Annotated in this window: 11 protein-coding genes and 1 pseudogene; 5 read left to right on the top strand and 7 right to left on the bottom strand. The window is 63.2% G+C overall.

Annotated elements, in window-relative coordinates; genetic code table 11:
- Window positions 1-91, top strand: a pseudogene (locus tag U0S50_RS14335) (integrase catalytic subunit); the annotation flags it as partial.
- Between the two features lie 35 nt (window positions 92-126).
- Here the strand turns inward: U0S50_RS14335 and U0S50_RS14330 are convergent.
- The 6 genes from U0S50_RS14330 to U0S50_RS14305 all read right to left on the bottom strand — a co-directional run bounded on the left by U0S50_RS14330 (window position 127) and on the right by U0S50_RS14305 (window position 8,738).
- Window positions 127-1,170: an SGNH/GDSL hydrolase family protein gene (locus U0S50_RS14330; RefSeq protein WP_322309446.1), complete on the bottom strand. Its 1,044-nt coding sequence runs from the start codon at window positions 1,168-1,170 to the stop codon at window positions 127-129.
- Window positions 1,170-2,855 carry an N-acetylglucosamine-specific PTS transporter subunit IIBC gene (nagE, locus tag U0S50_RS14325; protein ID WP_322309445.1) on the bottom strand — a complete coding sequence of 562 codons (1,686 nt, stop codon included), beginning with the start codon at window positions 2,853-2,855 and terminating at the stop codon, window positions 1,170-1,172. Before nagE ends, U0S50_RS14330 begins: the two co-directional genes overlap by 1 nt.
- 12 nt (window positions 2,856-2,867) lie before the next feature.
- Window positions 2,868-5,342, bottom strand: a complete 2,475-nt coding sequence (gene ptsP, locus U0S50_RS14320; protein WP_322309444.1) for a phosphoenolpyruvate--protein phosphotransferase — start codon at window positions 5,340-5,342, stop codon at window positions 2,868-2,870.
- 14 nt (window positions 5,343-5,356) lie between these two features.
- Window positions 5,357-6,523, bottom strand: coding sequence for an N-acetylglucosamine-6-phosphate deacetylase (gene nagA, locus U0S50_RS14315; RefSeq protein WP_322309443.1), 1,167 nt, complete (start codon window positions 6,521-6,523; stop codon window positions 5,357-5,359).
- Window positions 6,520-7,563: an SIS domain-containing protein gene (locus tag U0S50_RS14310; protein ID WP_322309442.1), complete on the bottom strand. Its 1,044-nt coding sequence runs from the start codon at window positions 7,561-7,563 to the stop codon at window positions 6,520-6,522. Before U0S50_RS14310 ends, nagA begins: the two co-directional genes overlap by 4 nt.
- Before the next feature lie 92 nt (window positions 7,564-7,655).
- Window positions 7,656-8,738: an acyltransferase family protein gene (locus U0S50_RS14305; RefSeq protein WP_322309441.1), complete on the bottom strand. Its 1,083-nt coding sequence runs from the start codon at window positions 8,736-8,738 to the stop codon at window positions 7,656-7,658.
- A gap of 175 nt (window positions 8,739-8,913) precedes the next feature.
- On the opposite strand from U0S50_RS14305, the gene U0S50_RS14300 reads away from it, so the two are divergent.
- The 4 genes from U0S50_RS14300 (at window position 8,914) to U0S50_RS14285 (ending at window position 16,669) form a co-directional block, all read left to right on the top strand.
- Complete coding sequence (locus tag U0S50_RS14300) at window positions 8,914-12,135, top strand: TonB-dependent receptor (protein ID WP_322309440.1); 3,222 nt, start codon at window positions 8,914-8,916, stop codon at window positions 12,133-12,135.
- A gap of 69 nt (window positions 12,136-12,204) precedes the next feature.
- The gene (locus tag U0S50_RS14295; protein ID WP_322309439.1) at window positions 12,205-13,710 is read left to right on the top strand and encodes a tryptophan halogenase family protein; all 1,506 of its coding nucleotides are present in this window, start codon (window positions 12,205-12,207) and stop codon (window positions 13,708-13,710) included.
- Window positions 13,707-15,182 carry a tryptophan 7-halogenase gene (locus U0S50_RS14290; RefSeq protein WP_322309438.1) on the top strand — a complete coding sequence of 492 codons (1,476 nt, stop codon included), beginning with the start codon at window positions 13,707-13,709 and terminating at the stop codon, window positions 15,180-15,182. Before U0S50_RS14295 ends, U0S50_RS14290 begins: the two co-directional genes overlap by 4 nt.
- Window positions 15,179-16,669 (top strand): tryptophan halogenase family protein, encoded by a 1,491-nt coding sequence (locus U0S50_RS14285; protein WP_322309437.1) that lies wholly within the window; start codon window positions 15,179-15,181, stop codon window positions 16,667-16,669. The genes U0S50_RS14290 and U0S50_RS14285 overlap by 4 nt, the downstream gene beginning before the upstream one ends.
- Here the strand turns inward: U0S50_RS14285 and U0S50_RS14280 are convergent.
- Window positions 16,658-17,395, bottom strand: coding sequence for a GntR family transcriptional regulator (locus U0S50_RS14280; RefSeq protein WP_322309453.1), 738 nt, complete (start codon window positions 17,393-17,395; stop codon window positions 16,658-16,660). The two genes, U0S50_RS14285 and U0S50_RS14280, sit on opposite strands and share 12 nt — an antisense overlap.
- Window positions 17,396-17,923: the final 528 nt, after the last annotated feature.

Genomic DNA, 17,923 nt, shown 5'->3' with positions numbered 1-17,923 from the left:
GCCGGAGGCCGTTCCATCGCCAGTGTCGCCCGCCGGTTCCGCTTCGCTCCACCTGCGGCCAACACTGGCGATGGACGCGTCAATGCACTAACAATCCCAGCGGACCACTCGGTGGGGGCCGGTCAGTTAGCGCGGGGCGACAAGCTTCAGCAGCATGGCGGCAAGCGTGCGGTGATCGGATGCCGAAGGGTGGCCGTGACAGCCGCGCAGGTCCAGGCCGGAAAAGCGCAACGTGCGCACCCGCGCGGAAAGCGGGCGGGGCAGCATGGGAACGACGCGCTCGACGTCGGCGAAAAAAGGGTCGGCGCCCATCAGGATGAACTGGGCGCCGGGATGCCGGGCGGCGAGTGACTGCACGAAACCGGCGTAGCGGTCGCGATAGGCCGCTTTCAAGGCCGCGGCATCGGGCCAGGCTTCGCCGGGACGAACGCCGGTGGAAAAATCATTGGTGCCCAGATTGATTACGATCCATTGCGGCGACCAGTGCGGATCGGCCGTTTCCGGTGCCGGTTCGCCCGGAATGGCGCGAGGATACAGACGCGGCAGGCTTTCGCCGGGGACCCGGCCCTCATAATTGCGAACCATGCCGAAACCGGAAAAGGCGTTGATGCGATAATCTGCGTCCAGCGCTGCGGCGGTCAGCGGGCCAAAGGCGCGGCTGGTGTCCGTCAGGGCATGGACGTCGGCGCCGGTGCAATCGGGGCTGTTCGACAGATTGCCATAGCCCACCGAAAAACTGTCGCCGATGAACTCGATCTGCCGCGTGCGCGGTTGTGGCGACAGCGGCGTGCCGACGGTTTCAAAGGCGATGAAGCGGCTGTGCCCCGTCTGGCTTTCGGTCAGCTTGTCGAGGCGTATGACATGCTCGCCCTCGGTCAGGCCCGAAATGTCCAGATCGACGGGGCCGGGCGCTTCGAACAGGCGGGATTCCACGCCATCGATGGACAGGCGAACATGGTCGTGGGGGGCGTCGAAACGAACGCGCACCGACGATCCGTGAAACCGGCCCTCGATATAGACGCCGGGCCATCCGAAACGATGCCCTCCTTCCGCCGTTTCGATCGTGCGCCCGCCGACATGGACGGGCAGGGGCGACGGCGGGTGGCTTTGCGCATCGCCGTCCGCACCGGCCAGCCAAAACAGCAGCAGGGACGCCAGCGCCGTGCCCATCAGGTGGGCAGGATGTGCAGGATATCCGCCTGCGGCCGAACAATGCCGCGCGTCAGACGCGCCAGGGCGCTTTCGTCGATAGCCTCGCCGTCCACCAGTTCGACCCGGAAACGGCCGTGCAGGCTATGGACGCCCAGGATATTGGCATCGCCCCCCAACGCGCCTGATATGGCGTCGGGCAGCTTTGCCGGCGCTGTCTCCATGGCAGGATCGATCAGGGTGATTGCGGGGGCCGATATGCCGCCGGCGCTCAGCGATCCGCGAATTTCCTCCGCCACCAGGTCGGCGATCGTCCCCAGCACGACTTGGGCGGCATTGGCCGACGGGCGAATGATGCCGCGCGCGCCCAGCGCCGACAATGCGGCATCGTCGATGGCCTGCTGGTCGGCGACGATCAACCGCAGCCGGGTGGTGCAGGCATCGACGCTGACCAGATTGGCGGAGCCGCCCAGCGCGGCGACGAACGCCTCTCCGCGATCCGTTCCCGCCTTGGCGGTCGTGGGGGCTGCGACAGGGCCCTTTTCGCGGCCGGGTGTGGAAAGGTCGAAGCGCCGGATAAAGAAACGGAACAGGCCATAATAGAGCAGCCCGTAAACCGCGCCGACCGGCAGCAGCAGCCATGGCCGGGAGGAAAGGCCGAAGTTCAGGACATAGTCGAACAATCCGGCTGAAAAGCCAAAGCCCAGCTTGATGCCCAGGGCGTCCATCAGCGCCATGGAAACCCCCGTCAGGACGGCGTGGATGGCAAAGAGCAGCGGCGCCACGAACATGAAGGTGAATTCGATGGGTTCCGTCACGCCGGTCAGAAAGCTGGTGAAGGCCAGGCTGAACAACATGCCCCCCACCAGCTTGCGCCGTTCGGGCCGGGCTTCGTGATACATCGCCAGGCACGCGGCGGGCAGGCCGAACATCATGACGGGAAAGAAACCGGACATGAAGGCGCCCGCATCGGGGTCGCCGGCGAAAAAGCGCCGGAGGTCGCCGGTCGCTCCGCCAAAGTCGCCGACCAGAAACCAGGTCACATTGTTGATGATGTGGTGCAGGCCGGTCACGATCAGCAGGCGGTTGAACAGGCCATAGATGAACAGGCCCGCTCCGCCGCTTTCGACCGCGGCGCGGCTGGCGCCGTCGATGGCGCCGCTGATATGGGCATAGCCATAGCCAAAGACCGCGGCGAGCAGCAATCCGGCGACGCCGCTGATGATCGGGACGAACCTCCGTCCGCCGAAAAAGGCCAGATATTCGGGCAGCGCGATCGAGGCGAAGCGATTATAGAAATTTCCGGCGATCAGGCCCGACAGGATGCCGATCGGGACCTCCAGCCGGTCGATCTGGCCCACTGCCCAATTTTTGGCGGCCAGCGCCGCGGCGGCTTCAGGCAGGCCCGCGCCGATGTCGGGCGGCACGATCAGAAAGGTTTGCGCCCCGGTCATCGTGATCAGGTAACAGGTCACGCCCGCCAGCGCGGCGGCGCCATTGCCGTCACGCGCAAAACCGACCGCGACGCCGATCGCGAACAGGATGCCCAGATTGTCGAAGATCGCGGCCCCGGCGGCCGTGACAAAGGCGATGTCGAGCAGGTCGGGCTGGCCGATCCGCAGCAACACCCCTGCGATCGGCAGCACGGCGATCGGCAGCATCAGTGCGCGGCCGAGCGGTTGCAGCCTCTCGAGAATCTTCCTCATCCCCGTCTCTCCTCAAAAACGGCGCGCCAGGGCGCGGACGTCCGCTGCCGAGGCGCAGGCCAGGGCGCGCTGCGCATGGGCGCGGGCGTCATCCATTGTCAGGTCGCGGACGATTTGCTTCGCCTCTGCGACAAAACCCGGCACCGTGGACAATTCGGTGACGCCCAGCCCGATCAGGATGGGCAAGGCGGCCGGGTCCGACGCCAGCCCGCCGCACACGCCGACCCACCGGCCGTGCGTGGCGGCCAGGCGGCATGTCTCGGCGATCATGCGCAGCACGGCGGGGTGCATCGCATCGACCCCGGCGGCGACCGCGGGATTGCCGCGATCCATCGCCAGCACATATTGGGTCAGGTCGTTTGTGCCGATCGACAGGAAATCGGCCTCGGCGGCCAACAGGTCGGCGGTCATCGCGGCCGCGGGGGTTTCGACCATCACCCCGACCTCGACGGGCGTGTCGATCGCCATCTCTTCGCGCAGCCGGTCGACGATGCCGCGCACCGCGCGCAGTTCGGCAAGGCTCGCGATCATCGGGATCATGATCTTGCATCGATCGACGGGTTTTACGCGCAAAATCGCGCGCAGCTGTGTTTCGAGCAGGTCGGGCCGGGCCAGCGCGACACGGATGCCGCGCTGTCCCAAAGCGGGGTTTTCCTCGGCCTCGATGGGGATATAGGCCGCCGGCTTGTCGCCGCCGATATCAAGCAGACGAAAAATAACCGCCCCCCCCACCATCGCCTCCACGATCGCTTGATAGGCGGCATGCTGTTCATCTTCCGACGGCGCGGTGTCGCGCCCCAGAAACAGGAATTCGCTGCGCACCAGTCCCGATCCTTCGGCACCCTGGCTGGCGGCGTTGGCGGCGTCGTCGGTCGTTCCGATATTCGCGAATACCTCGATCCGCGTGCCATCCGCGGTGTGACAGCGATCGGCGGCGGCGGCGCGCGCCGTCTCGCGCCGGGCATCGCGCGCCGCGAGGCGGGCGCGAAAAGCGTCGATCCCGTCGTCCGTTGGGTTCGGCGTTGCATGACCGTTTTCGGCATCGAGCAACAGCAGCGCGCCGTCCTCGGCGGCGGCCAGCGCGTCACCCATCGCGACCAGCGCGGGCACCCCCATCCCTGCGCACAGGATCGCGACATGGGAAGTCGGTCCGCCGCGTGTCAGGGCAACGCCGGCGAGGCCGCTGGCAGCAAGCATGACCAGTTCGGAAGGGAACAGATCGTCGGCAACCAGTATCGCGCCTTCCGGGATTGCCTCCGTCCCCGTCGGAACAGATGCAAGCGTACCGAGCACCTGGCGTTCGATATCGACCAGATCGTCGATCCTTTCGATCAGGTGGCTGTTCCGGGTCGCGCGCAAAGCATCGATCTGGTCATGGATGGCGCCGCGCCAGGCAAAACCCGCGCTGTTGCCTGCTGCGATCCGCGCATCGGCGGCGGCGATCAGGGCGGGGTCGTCGACCAGCGCCAGATGTGCTTGCATCACCGCCGCGATGCTCCCTCCGGCCTGCGCGCGGGCGGTGATGCGGCTGCGAACCTGTTCACGCGCATCTTGCAGTGCCCGGCGTTCCGCTTCCGTCCCCGCGCCTTCGCGGGAAACGGCAATATCGGTTTTGGCGAGGCGAGCTACCACTCCCATCGCCAGTCCAGGCGAGGCGATGACGCCTCCGATCTGGCCGGGTTCGAGCGGCGTTGCCGATGGCTCGGCGGCGGGCATCGTCTTTGCCGGTATGGCTTCATCCATTCCGGAGGCCAGCAGGGCAACAACGGCGGCCAGCGCCGCTTCGGCATCGTCGCCGCGGGCCTCGACGACAAGTTCGTCGTCGAACGCCGCACCGAGGGCCAGCAAGGCGACCGTGCTGCGGGCATCGCCCCGTTTCTCGCTGCGCCGCAGGAAAATATCGGCCTGGAATGCGCGCGCGCATTCGCCGATGCGGGCGGCGGGCCGGGCGTGGAGGCCGTGCGGCAAATTCAACTTTATCGCCTGTTCGATCACGGTTCCGTCGTCGGACCAGCGCCGGGCTTCGGCCTGTACGGGGGCAAGCGTCATCAGCGCTTCGCATGCGCCGACTGCGGTGTCGAGCGTGCGTCGCGCGATTGTAAAGGCATCGGCGTTGGTGACGATTACCGGGGTGATCAGGCTGGGCGCCGCCAGGGCCACGGCGTCAATGTCGAAATGGATCAATTCCTCGCCGCGCGTCACGCTCTGACCCGCGCGGACCAGCGGGGTAAAGCCCACGCCTTTTAACGCAACGGTATCGAGGCCGATATGGATCAGCACCTCCGCCCCTTCGACGCTCCGCAGCGCGATGGCGTGCCCCGCCTCGTGAACCGTCAAGACCTCGCCATCAAAAGGGGCGACGACCGTATCGTCCAACGGCTGAATCGCGATCCCGTCTCCCATCATTCGGTCGGCGAAAACGGGGTCGGGGACGCCGTCCAAAGCCGAAACCCAACCTCTGAGCGGAGAGGTAATGATCAGGCTCATCGGCAAATTCCCGTTTATTGTGCGGCAGCAGTGAGATGCGCGGAAGAATCGGACAACGGTATGCCGCCGATCCACGTCATGCGCGGTTGCAGCGCGGTATCGAGCCACACCCAATCGGCACGTCGCCCTTGTGCAATGGCACCGTGGCTGGTGCCGAGCGAGAGGAAACCGGCGGGCGTCGCGCTGGCCATGGTCGCGACGTCGGCAACCGACAGCCCCGTGACCTCGACCGTCTTACGGACGGCAGAGGCCATGTCGAGATGTGTGCCGGCCAGCGTTCCATCCTCGAAAATGCAGACGCCGTCGCGGACCGCGATGCGTTTGCCTTGCAGGGTGAATTCACGGTCGTCGGTGCCGACGCTGGGCATGGCGTCGGTAACGAGCATGACCCGGTGCTTGCCCTTGGCGGTAACTGCCAGGCGAACGACGGCGGGATGCAGATGAACGTCGTCGACGATCAACCCGCAATAGCAGTCGGAATCAAACGCGGCGCCGACCGCGCCGGGTTTGCGATGGTGCAGCGGCGACATGGCGTTGAAGAGATGGGTGAAACCCGACAGGCCAGCGGTGATCGCTCGCTGGGCCTCTTCATAGCTTGCATCGCTGTGCCCTGCGCTGACGATGACGCCGTGGCGGACGAGGGTCTGAATATCCTCTTCGTCGCACAATTCGGGTGCCAGCGTCAGCATGACGCGCCCGCGTCGCGGGGCGATCAGCATGGACAGCGTATCGGCGTCGAGACGGCGGATTCGATGGGCCTCGTGAATGCCGCGTCGCCGTTCGTTGATGAAGGGGCCTTCGATATGAATGCCGACGACACCGGGAGTGCCCTGGTCGATCGCGGCATCGACGGCGGCCAGAGCGGCGGCGATCTGCTGGGGCGTGTCGCTGATCAGCGTCGGCAGAAAGGCGGTGGTGCCGTAACGGGCATGGGCTTCGCCGATCGCGGCGATGGCGTCCACATCGACCTGATCGTTGAACAATACGCCGCCACCGCCATTGACCTGGGTGTCGATGAAGCCGGGCAACAGCCAGCCTCCTTCCAGATCGACGATATCGTCGGCCCGCTCGGCGCCGGCGGTCAGGACGGACGTGATGGCGCCGTCGGCGACGGCGATGTTCGCCGCCTCGACGACGCCACCCGGCAGTGCGACCCAGCCGTTCTGAAAGCGAAGGATCATAGCGTCTCGGTAACCTTGTTTAGATGCGGGGGCGAGTCGGGGTTGCATCCCCGTGCGAGCGACAGCGCATTCGCCATCCTGTAAAAGCTTTGGATCAGCAAAATCGGCTCCACGGCGGGGTGGGCGCCGATTGCCGGCAGGTCGGCGATTTCGGAATCGGGGTCCGCGAGCAGGACCGTGGCGCCGCGGCCGCGAAATTCGGCTGCGGCGTCGCGGACGCTGGTGCCTGCGGCATCGCTGCCGCCAAAGGCAAGGACGTGAAAGCGGTCGCCGACGATTGCCATCGGGCCATGGCGGACTTCGGCCGCGCTGAAGCTTTCGGCGTGGAGCGCACAGGTTTCCTTGAACTTCAGCGCCGCTTCCTGTGCGACGCCCAGGCCAAGGCCGCGACCAAGGACGAACAGGTTGGTCGCGTCGCGATAGGCGGCGACGGCTGGCGCCCAGTCGAATGCAAAAGCCTGCTCGAGCTGGGCGGGCAGGTTGGCGAGCGCACTTGTCAGCGCCTCTTCCTCGGACCAGGCGGCCACCAGCGCAGCGATCGCGGCGAGCGATGCGATATAGGATTTGGTTGCGGCTACCGAGCGTTCCGGTCCCGCTGAGAGGGCGATCACGACATCGGCGAGCGCGGCGAGCGGTGCGTCTTCGGCATTGATCAGGGCGACGACATAGGCGCCAGAGGCGCGTTGCTGTCGCACGGTCGCCAGCAGGTCGGGACTTTTCCCGGATTGAGAAATGGCGAGGCACAGCCGGTTTCCGGGCGCGACGGGCGCATCATAGACCGATGCAACCGACAGCGCCGCCGATGCGGTCGGCGTACCCGTCACGGTTTCGATCAGATATTTGGCATAGGTTGCGGCGTGATCGGACGATCCGCGCGCGCATGTTACGACGCCTGTCGGTGGTGCGGAACGCAGCCGTTCCCCAATGGCCGCAAAGGTTGCGCGATTCGCCGCGAGCAAGCGGGCGACGACCGCGCCCGCCTCGCCGGCTTCGGCTTCCATCAGCGTCGCTTCTCCGCGCAGGGCGGCGGTACCAGTCATTCCAATGTCTCTCCCGGCGGGATCATATACCCTCCCGCTCATTGGTACTATATAGGTTATATGTTCTGCATCAAGATGTATCTGCGCCCGGATCAAATTTTGATGATCCACCCCTTGCGCCTTAGCCATTCCATCGCACCCCAGATCAGCAACATATAGATGAGGATGGGGATCAGCGCGGCGACGGGATCGCCAAGCGCTGAACGTGCAGCGCCAAAGGGGGCGAGCATGATGTCCCAGGTCACGACCCCGGCCGTCACCTGATGCAGCGTATAGGCAGCGATCGCATTGGCGCCAAAGGCCAGCATCGTGGTCGTCGCCATCCCGGGCACGCGCCCTTCGCGATCGAGAAAATGGTGCAGAAGCGCGAGGACCAGAATGGTGATGCCGCTCGTCACAAGGACGAAACTGCTCGACCAAATGTCCTTGACGATGGGAAAGACCAGGCCCCAGAGCCCGCCCCCGATCAGCATCGCGGCGCCAGCGATTGCCACGGAGCGCGTTGCCCGGCCTTGGCGCCCGATCAGCATTTCGCCGATCGCCATGCCGATCATGCCTTGAGCGATCGCGGGCAAGGTGCTGAGGATACCCTCGGGGTCATATCCTTCCGCTCCTTTGACAAAAACATGGTTGCCAAGGACGGCGCGATCGATCGATGCGATGAAATTATGCCCGCGCACCCAAAGGTCGGTGGCCAGTCCATCGAGGGCGGGGAGCAGGGCGATCGGCCAATAGGTGATCAATATGGCCGCCGCCAGGATCAATCTCGCCCGTGTTCCCAGGGTAAGAAACAATATGGCGCAGGCACCATAGACGAGACCGATCCGCTGGAGCACGCCGAACAATCGCCAGTCGCCCGAGGCGAAACTCGCAAACCAATAGAGATTGCTGAGGATGAAGCCGAGGAAAAGCAGGCGTGCCGTTCGCGTAACGATTCGGCCATAATTCGGAGAAGCGCGATCAACATGCTGCATGGAAAAGGGAATCGCGATTCCCACCATCGTCAAAAATCCCGGAAAAACGAGATCGGCCAGAGTGAGGCCATCCCAGTTGGCATGAAGCAGAATCGGGGAGACATCCACGTCCGCGCCATATTTCAGCGCCGCGGCGGAGTTGACGAGGATCATTCCGGCGACGGTCATGCCGCGCAAAACATCCAGTGAAATCAATCTCATATGCCAAATCCTCCCTCTCGCCCCGTCCTTGCGCCTGTGTAATTTTCTTACGTGTAAATTAGCGATAGACAGCGAATATAATTTGTAGTCTATTGGTAATAGTCCAATCAATCAATTGGTCTTATAAAGATTGCAGAAATGGCAGTCGAGACCGGACGCAAAGGGGATGAAGAGGATGAGCGAGAGGTCTGCCCGTAGCTTCAATATGCGCGATCGCTTGTTGCAGGGAATTTGCGTTGCCGCCCTTGTCGGGGCGCTGAGCGTTCCGGCGGCTGCGCAGGAGGCTCCCGTCGATTCGGGTGCGGACGCGGCGGATGCGGACGATATGATCATCGTAACGGGCATTCGCGCCAATCTGGAATCGGCGCAGGGGCGCAAACGCAGCGCCGACACGGTCATCGATTCCATCACCGCCGAAGATATCGGTTCCTTTCCCGACAAATCGGTGGCGGAGGCGCTGCAGCGCGTACCGGGCATCACGGTCAACCGCTTTGCGGGTACCGACGACACGGCCCACTTTTCCGCGGAACCGTCCGGGGTCATCATTCGCGGTCTCAACCAGGTTCGTTCGGAATTCAACGGGCGCGATACCTTCAGCGCCAATTCGTCGCGCGGGCTGAGCTGGCAGGATGTCTCGCCCGAACTTTTGGGCGGCATGGACGTTTACAAGAACCAGACGGCCGATCTGATCGAAGGCGGTATCGCCGGCGTCGTCAATCTGCGTACGCGCGTGCCCTTTGATCAGGATGGACGATTGATCTCCATCTCGCTCAAGAACACCTATGGCGATATTTCGCGCAAATCGACTCCGGAAATTTCGGCTATTGTTTCGGATCGTTGGGATACCGGCATCGGCGAGATCGGCTTGATGCTGAACGGCGCTTATTCGCATGCCAAAACGGCCAGCCAGGGCGTGCAATTCGACCGCATGGCTATCTTTAACGGCGTTTTCGGGGCTGGAAAACAGTATATCCCCAGCGGCATTTCGATGCGCGATAACGAATATGACCGCAAACGCTATGGCGTGTCGGCGGCGTTCCAATGGCGATCGAACGACGACAGCATGTTGTTGACCGGGCAATATAACCGGTCGCAGTATAATAATAGCTGGCGGGAATACTCGATCTTATCGAGCGCATTCAGCATTTATGGGGCGGCGACCGATTCGATGATTACGGATCCGGCATTCGTCGCGCCGCTGCGTGGTACCGCGCCGTTCACCTTCGACGATGATGGCAATTTCCTGACCGGTTGGTGGTCGGCCCAGCGACCCTATGTCGGCGAAGGTAATGCCAATCTTGGTCTTGGCGTCAACGAAAATGGGCAGGCCTTTTTCAATCGATGCTATTCTTGGGAGGGATGCACCAACGGGCGTCGGGCGCCGCAGCTCGATACCCAGGCGAACGCGCTCCGGAACAAGCAGGTGACACAGGATTTCGGCTTGAATTTCCGGTGGAACATTGTCGACAATGTCCAGTTGACGCTCGATGGCCAATATGTCGATTCGACGGTTCAGAACTATAATGCGTCGGTGACGGCACGCAGCTATGCCAATGCTTATGTCGACTTGACGGGCAAATATCCCCGGCTCGAATTTCAACCGGCGACGGCCGACAATATCAACCTTTCCGGGGGCGGGCTGACCAACGCGAACAACTATTATTATTACGCGATCACCGACCACACCGAGGATAGCGACGGACAGGAAGTCGCGTTGCGGGCGGACCTTGAATATGACGTGGATTCGGGCTGGCTCGACGCGATCAAGGTTGGCGCGCGTTATTCCGACCGTGACCAGACCGTGCGTTGGGGGGCTTATAACTGGGCCAATATTTCCAACACCTGGACTTATACCCAGGCGCCCTATTTCAACATGGACAGCGCGGTATATCCCGCCGGAAATTATGGCGCGCACAGTTTTGGCCGCGACTTTTTCGCGGGCAATCAGCTGAACCATCACACCTTCCAGTTTTTCAACATGGACAAGCTGAGCAGTCGGGAAGGACTGGCGGCGGCGCTCGGCCGTCCGGCGATCGGGGTTGGCGATTATTTTCCTGTCTGCTCGAACGCCGGCTACCGTGCCGGCGAGACGGTTGAAAAGGAATTTGGCTGCTACCTGCCCAGCGAAATTCACAAAGTCAGCGAGCGAACCTTCGCCGGCTATGCGATGGCCAAATTCGGCGGTGAGGATCTGGCGATCGGCGGGGTCGGAATTTCCGGCAACATCGGCGTTCGCCTCGTGTGGACGCGCAACGATACACTGGGCGCGACGACCTTCCCCGTGGCGTTTACGGCCAACGAACTGGACTGCGTCGAGGGGACCGACCCGGGCACCGGGCGTCCCACAGTAACGGCGGGCTGTCTCGTCACCCCTGCCGAACTGGCCTTTAACAACGGCAGCACGCGGTCGAGCGACGTGAACGCGAACCATTTTCACGCCATGCCCAGTTTCAACGTGAAATTCGACCTGTCCGACAAGCTGGTTTCGCGTTTCGCTTACTCACGTGCCATTTCGCGGCCCGATCTGGGGTTGCTGCGCAATTTCCTGTCGATCAGTCGTATCGGGCCCAATTTCGCCAATCGGGACGATCCCAACATCAAATATGATGCGACCGGCAAGCCGATTTCCTATGACTGGCAATATCGTGGCCGATCGGGCAACCCGGGGTTGAAACCGATCGTTGCCGACCAGTTCGACTTGACGCTTGAATATTATATGGGTCCCGCATCGTCGCTGACGGTTACCGGATTCTACAAGAAATTCCTGAACTATGTCCAGGATGGGGCTTTCTTGATGGACGTGCAGAACAATGGCGTCACCGAGACGGTCGATGTCCGACGCCCGGTCAATGGTAAGGGCGCGAATATCTATGGGGCCGAAGTGTCGCTGCAGACCTTCTTCGATTTCCTTCCCGACCCGCTCGATGGCTTCGGTGTCCAGGCGAATTTCACCTATGTGAAGAACAACGGGATCGAGACGATCAATCTGACCAACGAAACCGGGGCCGGAACCGAGGGCGGCGGCGTCCGCTATGACGAAACGGCGGTCAGGGCCGACGCGCTCGAGGGGGTTTCGAAATACAGCTACAATTTGGTTGGCATGTACGAAAAGGGGCGCGTGTCGGCGCGTGTCGCCTATAACTGGCGGTCCAAATTCCTCGTCACGGCAATCGATTGCTGCGTGGCCTTGCCGATCTGGCAGAAGGGAACGGGTTATCTTGATGCCTCGGTACGACTGCGCGCGACCGACAATATCGAGTTCATACTCGAAGGGACGAACCTGCTCGGAACCGACACCGTCCTGTACCAGCAGGTCGACGCCGATGGTCTGCTCAAGCCGAACGCCTGGTTCCGGAACGACCGGCGTTATCAGGCGGGGGTTCGCCTGACCTTCTGATCTGCGGCGCGCCGACATTGCTCGACAAGGGCTGGTGTCGGCGCGGTGCGGCATTAGGGTGCAAGACTCATGGGGCGACGGTTCGATCTGGTCATTGTGGGTGGCGGAACGGCGGGGTGGATGTGCGCCGCCGCCTGCGCGGCCAAGTTGGACCGGTCACGCTTTCGGATAAGGCTGATCGAATCCGAGGAAATAGGAACGGTCGGCGTCGGCGAAGCGACACTGCCCCAGATGAAGGACTTCAACGACTTTCTTGGTCTTGATGAAGTCGAATTCATGCAGGCGACGCAGGCCAGTTTCAAACTCGGCATCGAATTCGTCAATTGGGGGCGCGAGGGGGATCGCTACATCCACCCCTTTGGGACTTTCGGTCGCCCGATCGGTGAAGCCGACTTTTTCAGCTATTGGGTGCGTGCGCATCACAATGGTACGGCGGCGCCGCTGTCCGATTATTGTTTTCCGATCGTTGCAGCGCGGCAAAATCATTTCATGCTGCCGACCGGCAAGGCCGACGATGTGCGCAATGCGTTCGCCTATGCCTATCACCTCGATGCCTTTCTTTACGCCCGCTACCTGCGCCGGTGGGCGGAGGAGCGCGGCATCGAGCGTGTCGAAGGGCGGATCGTCGACGTCGAACGCGATACGGAGAGCGGGCGTGTCGCTGCGGTGACATTGCAATCCGATGCGCGGATCGAAGGCGACATGTTCGTCGATTGCTCGGGCTTCCGGTCCTTGCTGCTCGGGCAGGCACTTGGGGTGGAATTGGAAGAATGGACGCACTGGTTGCCCTGCGACCGCGCGGTGGCCGTTCCTTCGGTGCGGTCGACGGATTTCACTCCCTATACGCGCTCGACACGCCGCAAGGCCGGGTGGCAATGGCGCATCCCGCTCCAGCATCGCACCGGCAACGGCTATGTTTACGCGAGCCAGTATATTTCGGACGATGAAGCGGCGGCCGCTCTGCTGTCCAGCCTGGATGGGGAGGCGCTGGCCGAACCGCGCGTTCTGCGCTTCACCGCCGGAAAGCGGCGGTACGCTTGGGCGCAAAATGTCGTCGGCATGGGCTTGGCGGGCGGCTTTCTCGAACCGTTGGAATCGACCAGCATCTATCTGGTTCAGATGGCGATCATGCATATGCTGACGTTGTTGCCCTCGGGCCGCACCATCGACCCGGCGCTGCCGAACGAGTTCAACAGGGTGATGGACGTCGAATATGACCGCATTCGGGATTTTCTGATTCTCCACTATGTCGCGAACGATCCGGCCGCGCCCCTTTGGCAACAGGTGACGGCGATGGACATCCCGCAGTCGCTTACGGCAAAGATCGAGCGTTTCCGCAACCGCGCCTATGTCGAGGCGTATCGCGACGGATTGTTTGGGCCGCCGAGTTGGCAGGCGGTGTTTGTGGGCCAAGGCATCATGCCAGCGGCTGCCGATCGTCTGGCCGATGCCATGCCCGACGCGGTACTGGCCGACCGGCTCGGCAAACTGGCGCAGACGATCGAGCGGGGGGCGGCGACGGCGCCGCTGCATGCCGACTTCGTGGCCCGCTATTGCCCGGCTCCTCTGCCGTGAGCCCGGCTGGCGCGGGACCTGTCCGGCGAGCGCTGGTGCATGGCGGCGGTGTGGCCGCGGCTATGGCTGCGCTCGCGCTCGCACGCGCTTTCGGGCGGCTGGGTGTCGAATTATTGTGGGTCGACACGGGCGATGGCCCGTCGGCGCACACGGCGTTGACGGCGCCGCCCGATCTCGCGACCTTCCACCGCCTGCTCGGGCTCGACGATCGGGCGTTGACGCGCGGGGCCGCCGCGACCTTCAACATGGGGCAGCAATTCGCCGGTTGGGGCGGCGATGACAGCGCATTTCTCCATGCCTATGGCGATGCCGGTACGCCGTTTGCGTCATTGCCTTTCCTTCAGCATTGGACGCGCGCGCGCCACGCGGGATTGGGGGTGGGGCTGGAAGATTTCTGCCTCGCCGCTGCTGCCGCGAAACAGGGACGAACCGGCGGCCTTGCAGATTCCGCGACGCGGCAGTCGGTGAAGACCGGCTGGCATGTTGATGCGGCAGCTTATGCTCGATTGCTTCGGGTTGGATGCGTGGCTGCCGGGGTGCGGATCATCAAGGGACAATCCGTGCGTCCGATTCCATCCGACGATGCTGCGCGGCTGGATGCGGTGGGGGTCGATGGCGAAACGATCGCTGCGGATCTGTTTGTCGATACGCGGGGGACGCTGATCGACCTGCTCGATAACGACGAAATGGTGCCGTACGCATCTCCATGTGACCGGTTGCTCCGGGCCTCGCTTGCGCCGTTCGACCCTCTGCCCCTTTATAGTCGCGTCGCCGCGCATGGTGCTGGCTGGACGGCGTTGACACCGCTTGCCGATCGCACGGCTGTCGCATTCCACTATGATAGCGCGTGCCTCTCGGACGACGAGGCCCGGACGGCATTGGGGGCGATGACCGGTCGACCGGTGCATGATGCGGCCGAGATGGTCGAGGGGGGCGATCGGCTTCGGCCATGGATCGGAAATGTGATCGCGCTCGGGGGCGCCGCGGGTACCCCTCCGCCACTGGACGGGGCCGAGCTATTGCTGCTTCAGCTTGGCGTGGCACAGCTTGTTCTGCTCTGGCCGCTCGATCGCGGCGCGATGCCGGAAGCGGACATCTACAATGGCGAACTGAACGGTAGCCGGGCGCGCGTGAAGGACTTTACAGCTCAGCACTTCCGGCTCAACGGCCGGGCCGATGCGTTTTGGTCGGCGGCGCGTGCGAGGCCGATTTCGGATGAACTGGCCGCCAAGATCGAGCTGTTTTCCGCGCGCGGAATGTTCGCCCATTTCGGGCATGAGGCCCATGTCGAGGATGGGTGGGCGCTGTGCATGGCCGGTCATGCCATTGTCCCGCGTGGATTTGATCCGCAGATATTGAGCGTGGAGGAACCGGCACTGATGCGCGAATTCCAACGACAGCTCGGGGCGGTGGCGGCGGACGTGCGGGCGATGGAAAGCCATGCCGAAGCACTGGTGCGCGCACGCGGATGAGCGCGCGGTCGCGCCCCGTTCGGGATATCGTCATCGTCGGCGGCGGCAGCGCCGGCTGGATGGCCGCCGCCGCATTGGCGCGGGCGCTGTCCGGGCAGCCGCGCCGGATCACCCTGGTCGAATCGGAGGCGATCGGAACCGTCGGCGTAGGCGAGGCGACCGTCCCGCCCATCCACGAGTTCAACGCCTATCTGCGCATAGATCCTGCCGACTTTTTGCGTGCAACGAACGGCACGGTAAAGCTCGGCATAAGGTTCGAGGGGTGGGGCGGCGACGGGCACGGCTATTTTCACCCTTTCGGATATTTCGGGGTGGAGATGGCGGGTATCCATTTCCATCATTACTGGCTTCGTCATCTGGAGGCCGGCGGCGATCCTGATTGGGAAGCTTATTGCCTGGAAAGCATGGCTGCACGCGCGCAGCGTTTTGCGCCGGCCACTGCCTATGGTCCGGTGCATCATGCTGTCCATTTCGACGCGGCAGCCTATGCTCGTTTTCTGCGCGACTATGCGGAACGGATGGGCGTCGTGCGTATCGAAGGCCGGGTTGCCGAGGTGCGACTGGATACGGAAGACGGCTTTATCGAGGTACTGGCCCTCGACGATGGCCGGACCATCGCAGGCGATCTGTTCGTCGATTGCTCCGGCTTTCGCGGCTTGCTGATCGAGGGGGCGCTGGGGACTGGCTATGAAGAATGGAGCCATTGGCTTCCGTGCGACAGCGCGGTTGCGATGCCGACCACGCGCGAAGGCGATCCGGCCCCCTTCACCCGCTCGACCGTCCGCGACGCCGGATGGCAATGGCATATCCCGCTGCAGCACCGTGACGGCAATGGCTATGTCTATTCAAGCGCGCATCAGGACCATGACGAAGCAGAGGATTTGCTCCGGTCCCATTTGGACGGCACGCCGCTGTCCGATGCGAACCGCCTGCGTTTCATGGCCGGGCATCGCAAACGCATATGGAACCGCAATTGCGTTGCGATCGGGCTGGCGGGCGGCTTTCTTGAGCCGTTGGAATCGACATCGATCCATCTTGTGCAGACGACGATCATCCGCCTGTTGTCGATGCTTCCCCGCGATTCGATCGACCCGCACGTCGTTGCCCGTTTCAATCGCGATGCGTTGCGGGAATATGCGGCCATCCGCGATTTCGTGATTGCGCATTATGCGCTGGCCGGACGCGAGGATACGCCGTTTTGGCGCGACGTCGCGGCGGCGGGTATTCCCGACAGCCTTGCGGAACGGATCGAGGCGTTTCGCGCGACCGGGAACATTTTGTTCGAAGCGGGCGACCTGTTCGGGCCCACAAACTGGTACGCGGTGCTGACCGGGCAGGGCATCCGACCGCGCAGTTGGCATCCCGTTGCGGATTCGCTGCCCGCTGCCGAGATGGCGGCCAGATTTGCGACCTTGCGCGGCCGGACGGCCGAGCAGCTTGCGCAAATGCCTCGCTATGCGGATTTCTTGCGCGGCTTATCCGTTTAGTTCGGCAACCACGTCATAGGAATCGCCCCGGTAAAGGCTTTGGGTATATTCGGCGGTGCGCCCGTCGGCTAGAAAGCCGCGCCGCTCGATGAGCAGACCGGGGGACCCCGGCTCGATACCCAAAATTTCCGCCTGCTCGGCGCTGAATGCGATAGCGCGAAGTCGCTGAAGCGCGCGAACCGGCAGATGCCCGGCTGCGTCCAGCGCTTCATAGAGTGACGCGCCCACCGTTTCGACCGACGGCAGGCAATAAGCGGGGATCGTCGCATATTCGAGCGCCATCGACGTATCGTCGGCATAGCGGATGCGATGGAAGCGATAGACGAGCGACCCTGGCGACAAACCCAGCGACAGCGCCTCTTCCGGCGTCACGCTCCCCATCGTCTTGCTGACCCATTCGCTGTGGGGCCGCCGCCCGCGCGAGATCATGTCTTCCGAAAAGGAGGTGAGTTTGGAAAAGCTCTTCTCGACGCGCGGCCGGGTAACGAATGTGCCTGCGCCGCGTCGCCGGGCCACGATGCCGTCGCCGACCAGTCCGTCGATTGCCTTGCGCACGGTGATGCGCGATACGTCAAATTCTTCCGCAAGGTCGCGTTCCGTCGGGATCGCCTCGTCGGCCTTGACCACCTGGCTTTCGATCGCGTCGCGCAGGATCTTTTGCAATTGCAGATACAGCGGCGTGGGGTCGTCCTTCTGGAGCGGACCCACATGTTCGATCAACGACAAGGACGATGCTCCATCCGGTTCGACAAAGGTGGCGGCAGACACTGTCGGCGCCATATCCCCATGTGTTGCATTGGTATCGTTGCGTCAATCATTCTGATGGCCTTGTTGCACGAATTCCGCGCGGCATGGCACTTGTCGGTTCATGGTCGGAACGGCCTGGGCCCATTCCCTTGGCCCCATGCCGCCGTTGCTTGTCGGGACCATTTTTGCTTCGCTTTCGATCGTTCCCGGCGCGTTCGGCGTTAAAGGGTTGCGGGCGGCGCACCGCGCGACGGCAACATCTCGTGCGGCCGCGCCTTTCCCGGCGACTGTGACGATATCGCGATAGGACCAATGTGATTTTTCCTGTCCGAATCCATGGCGGTAGAGGAGAGGGGCCGGGCGTGTCGATCGACGCGACCGGTTCTGCGACGGTTTCGTCGCGACGCTGCGGCACCGGCAGCGCCTGCCAGTCGTCCGGCGGCCGTGGCTCGCCCCGCCGATTCTTCGATCCACGAAACGCCGCAACATGGCCGACCCTGACCGGGC

The organism is Sphingopyxis sp., assembly GCF_034380315.1.
GTDB lineage: Bacteria > Pseudomonadota > Alphaproteobacteria > Sphingomonadales > Sphingomonadaceae > Sphingopyxis.
Note: the sequence above shows the minus strand (reverse complement) of the source record. Positions and strands in the feature narration are given on the sequence as shown.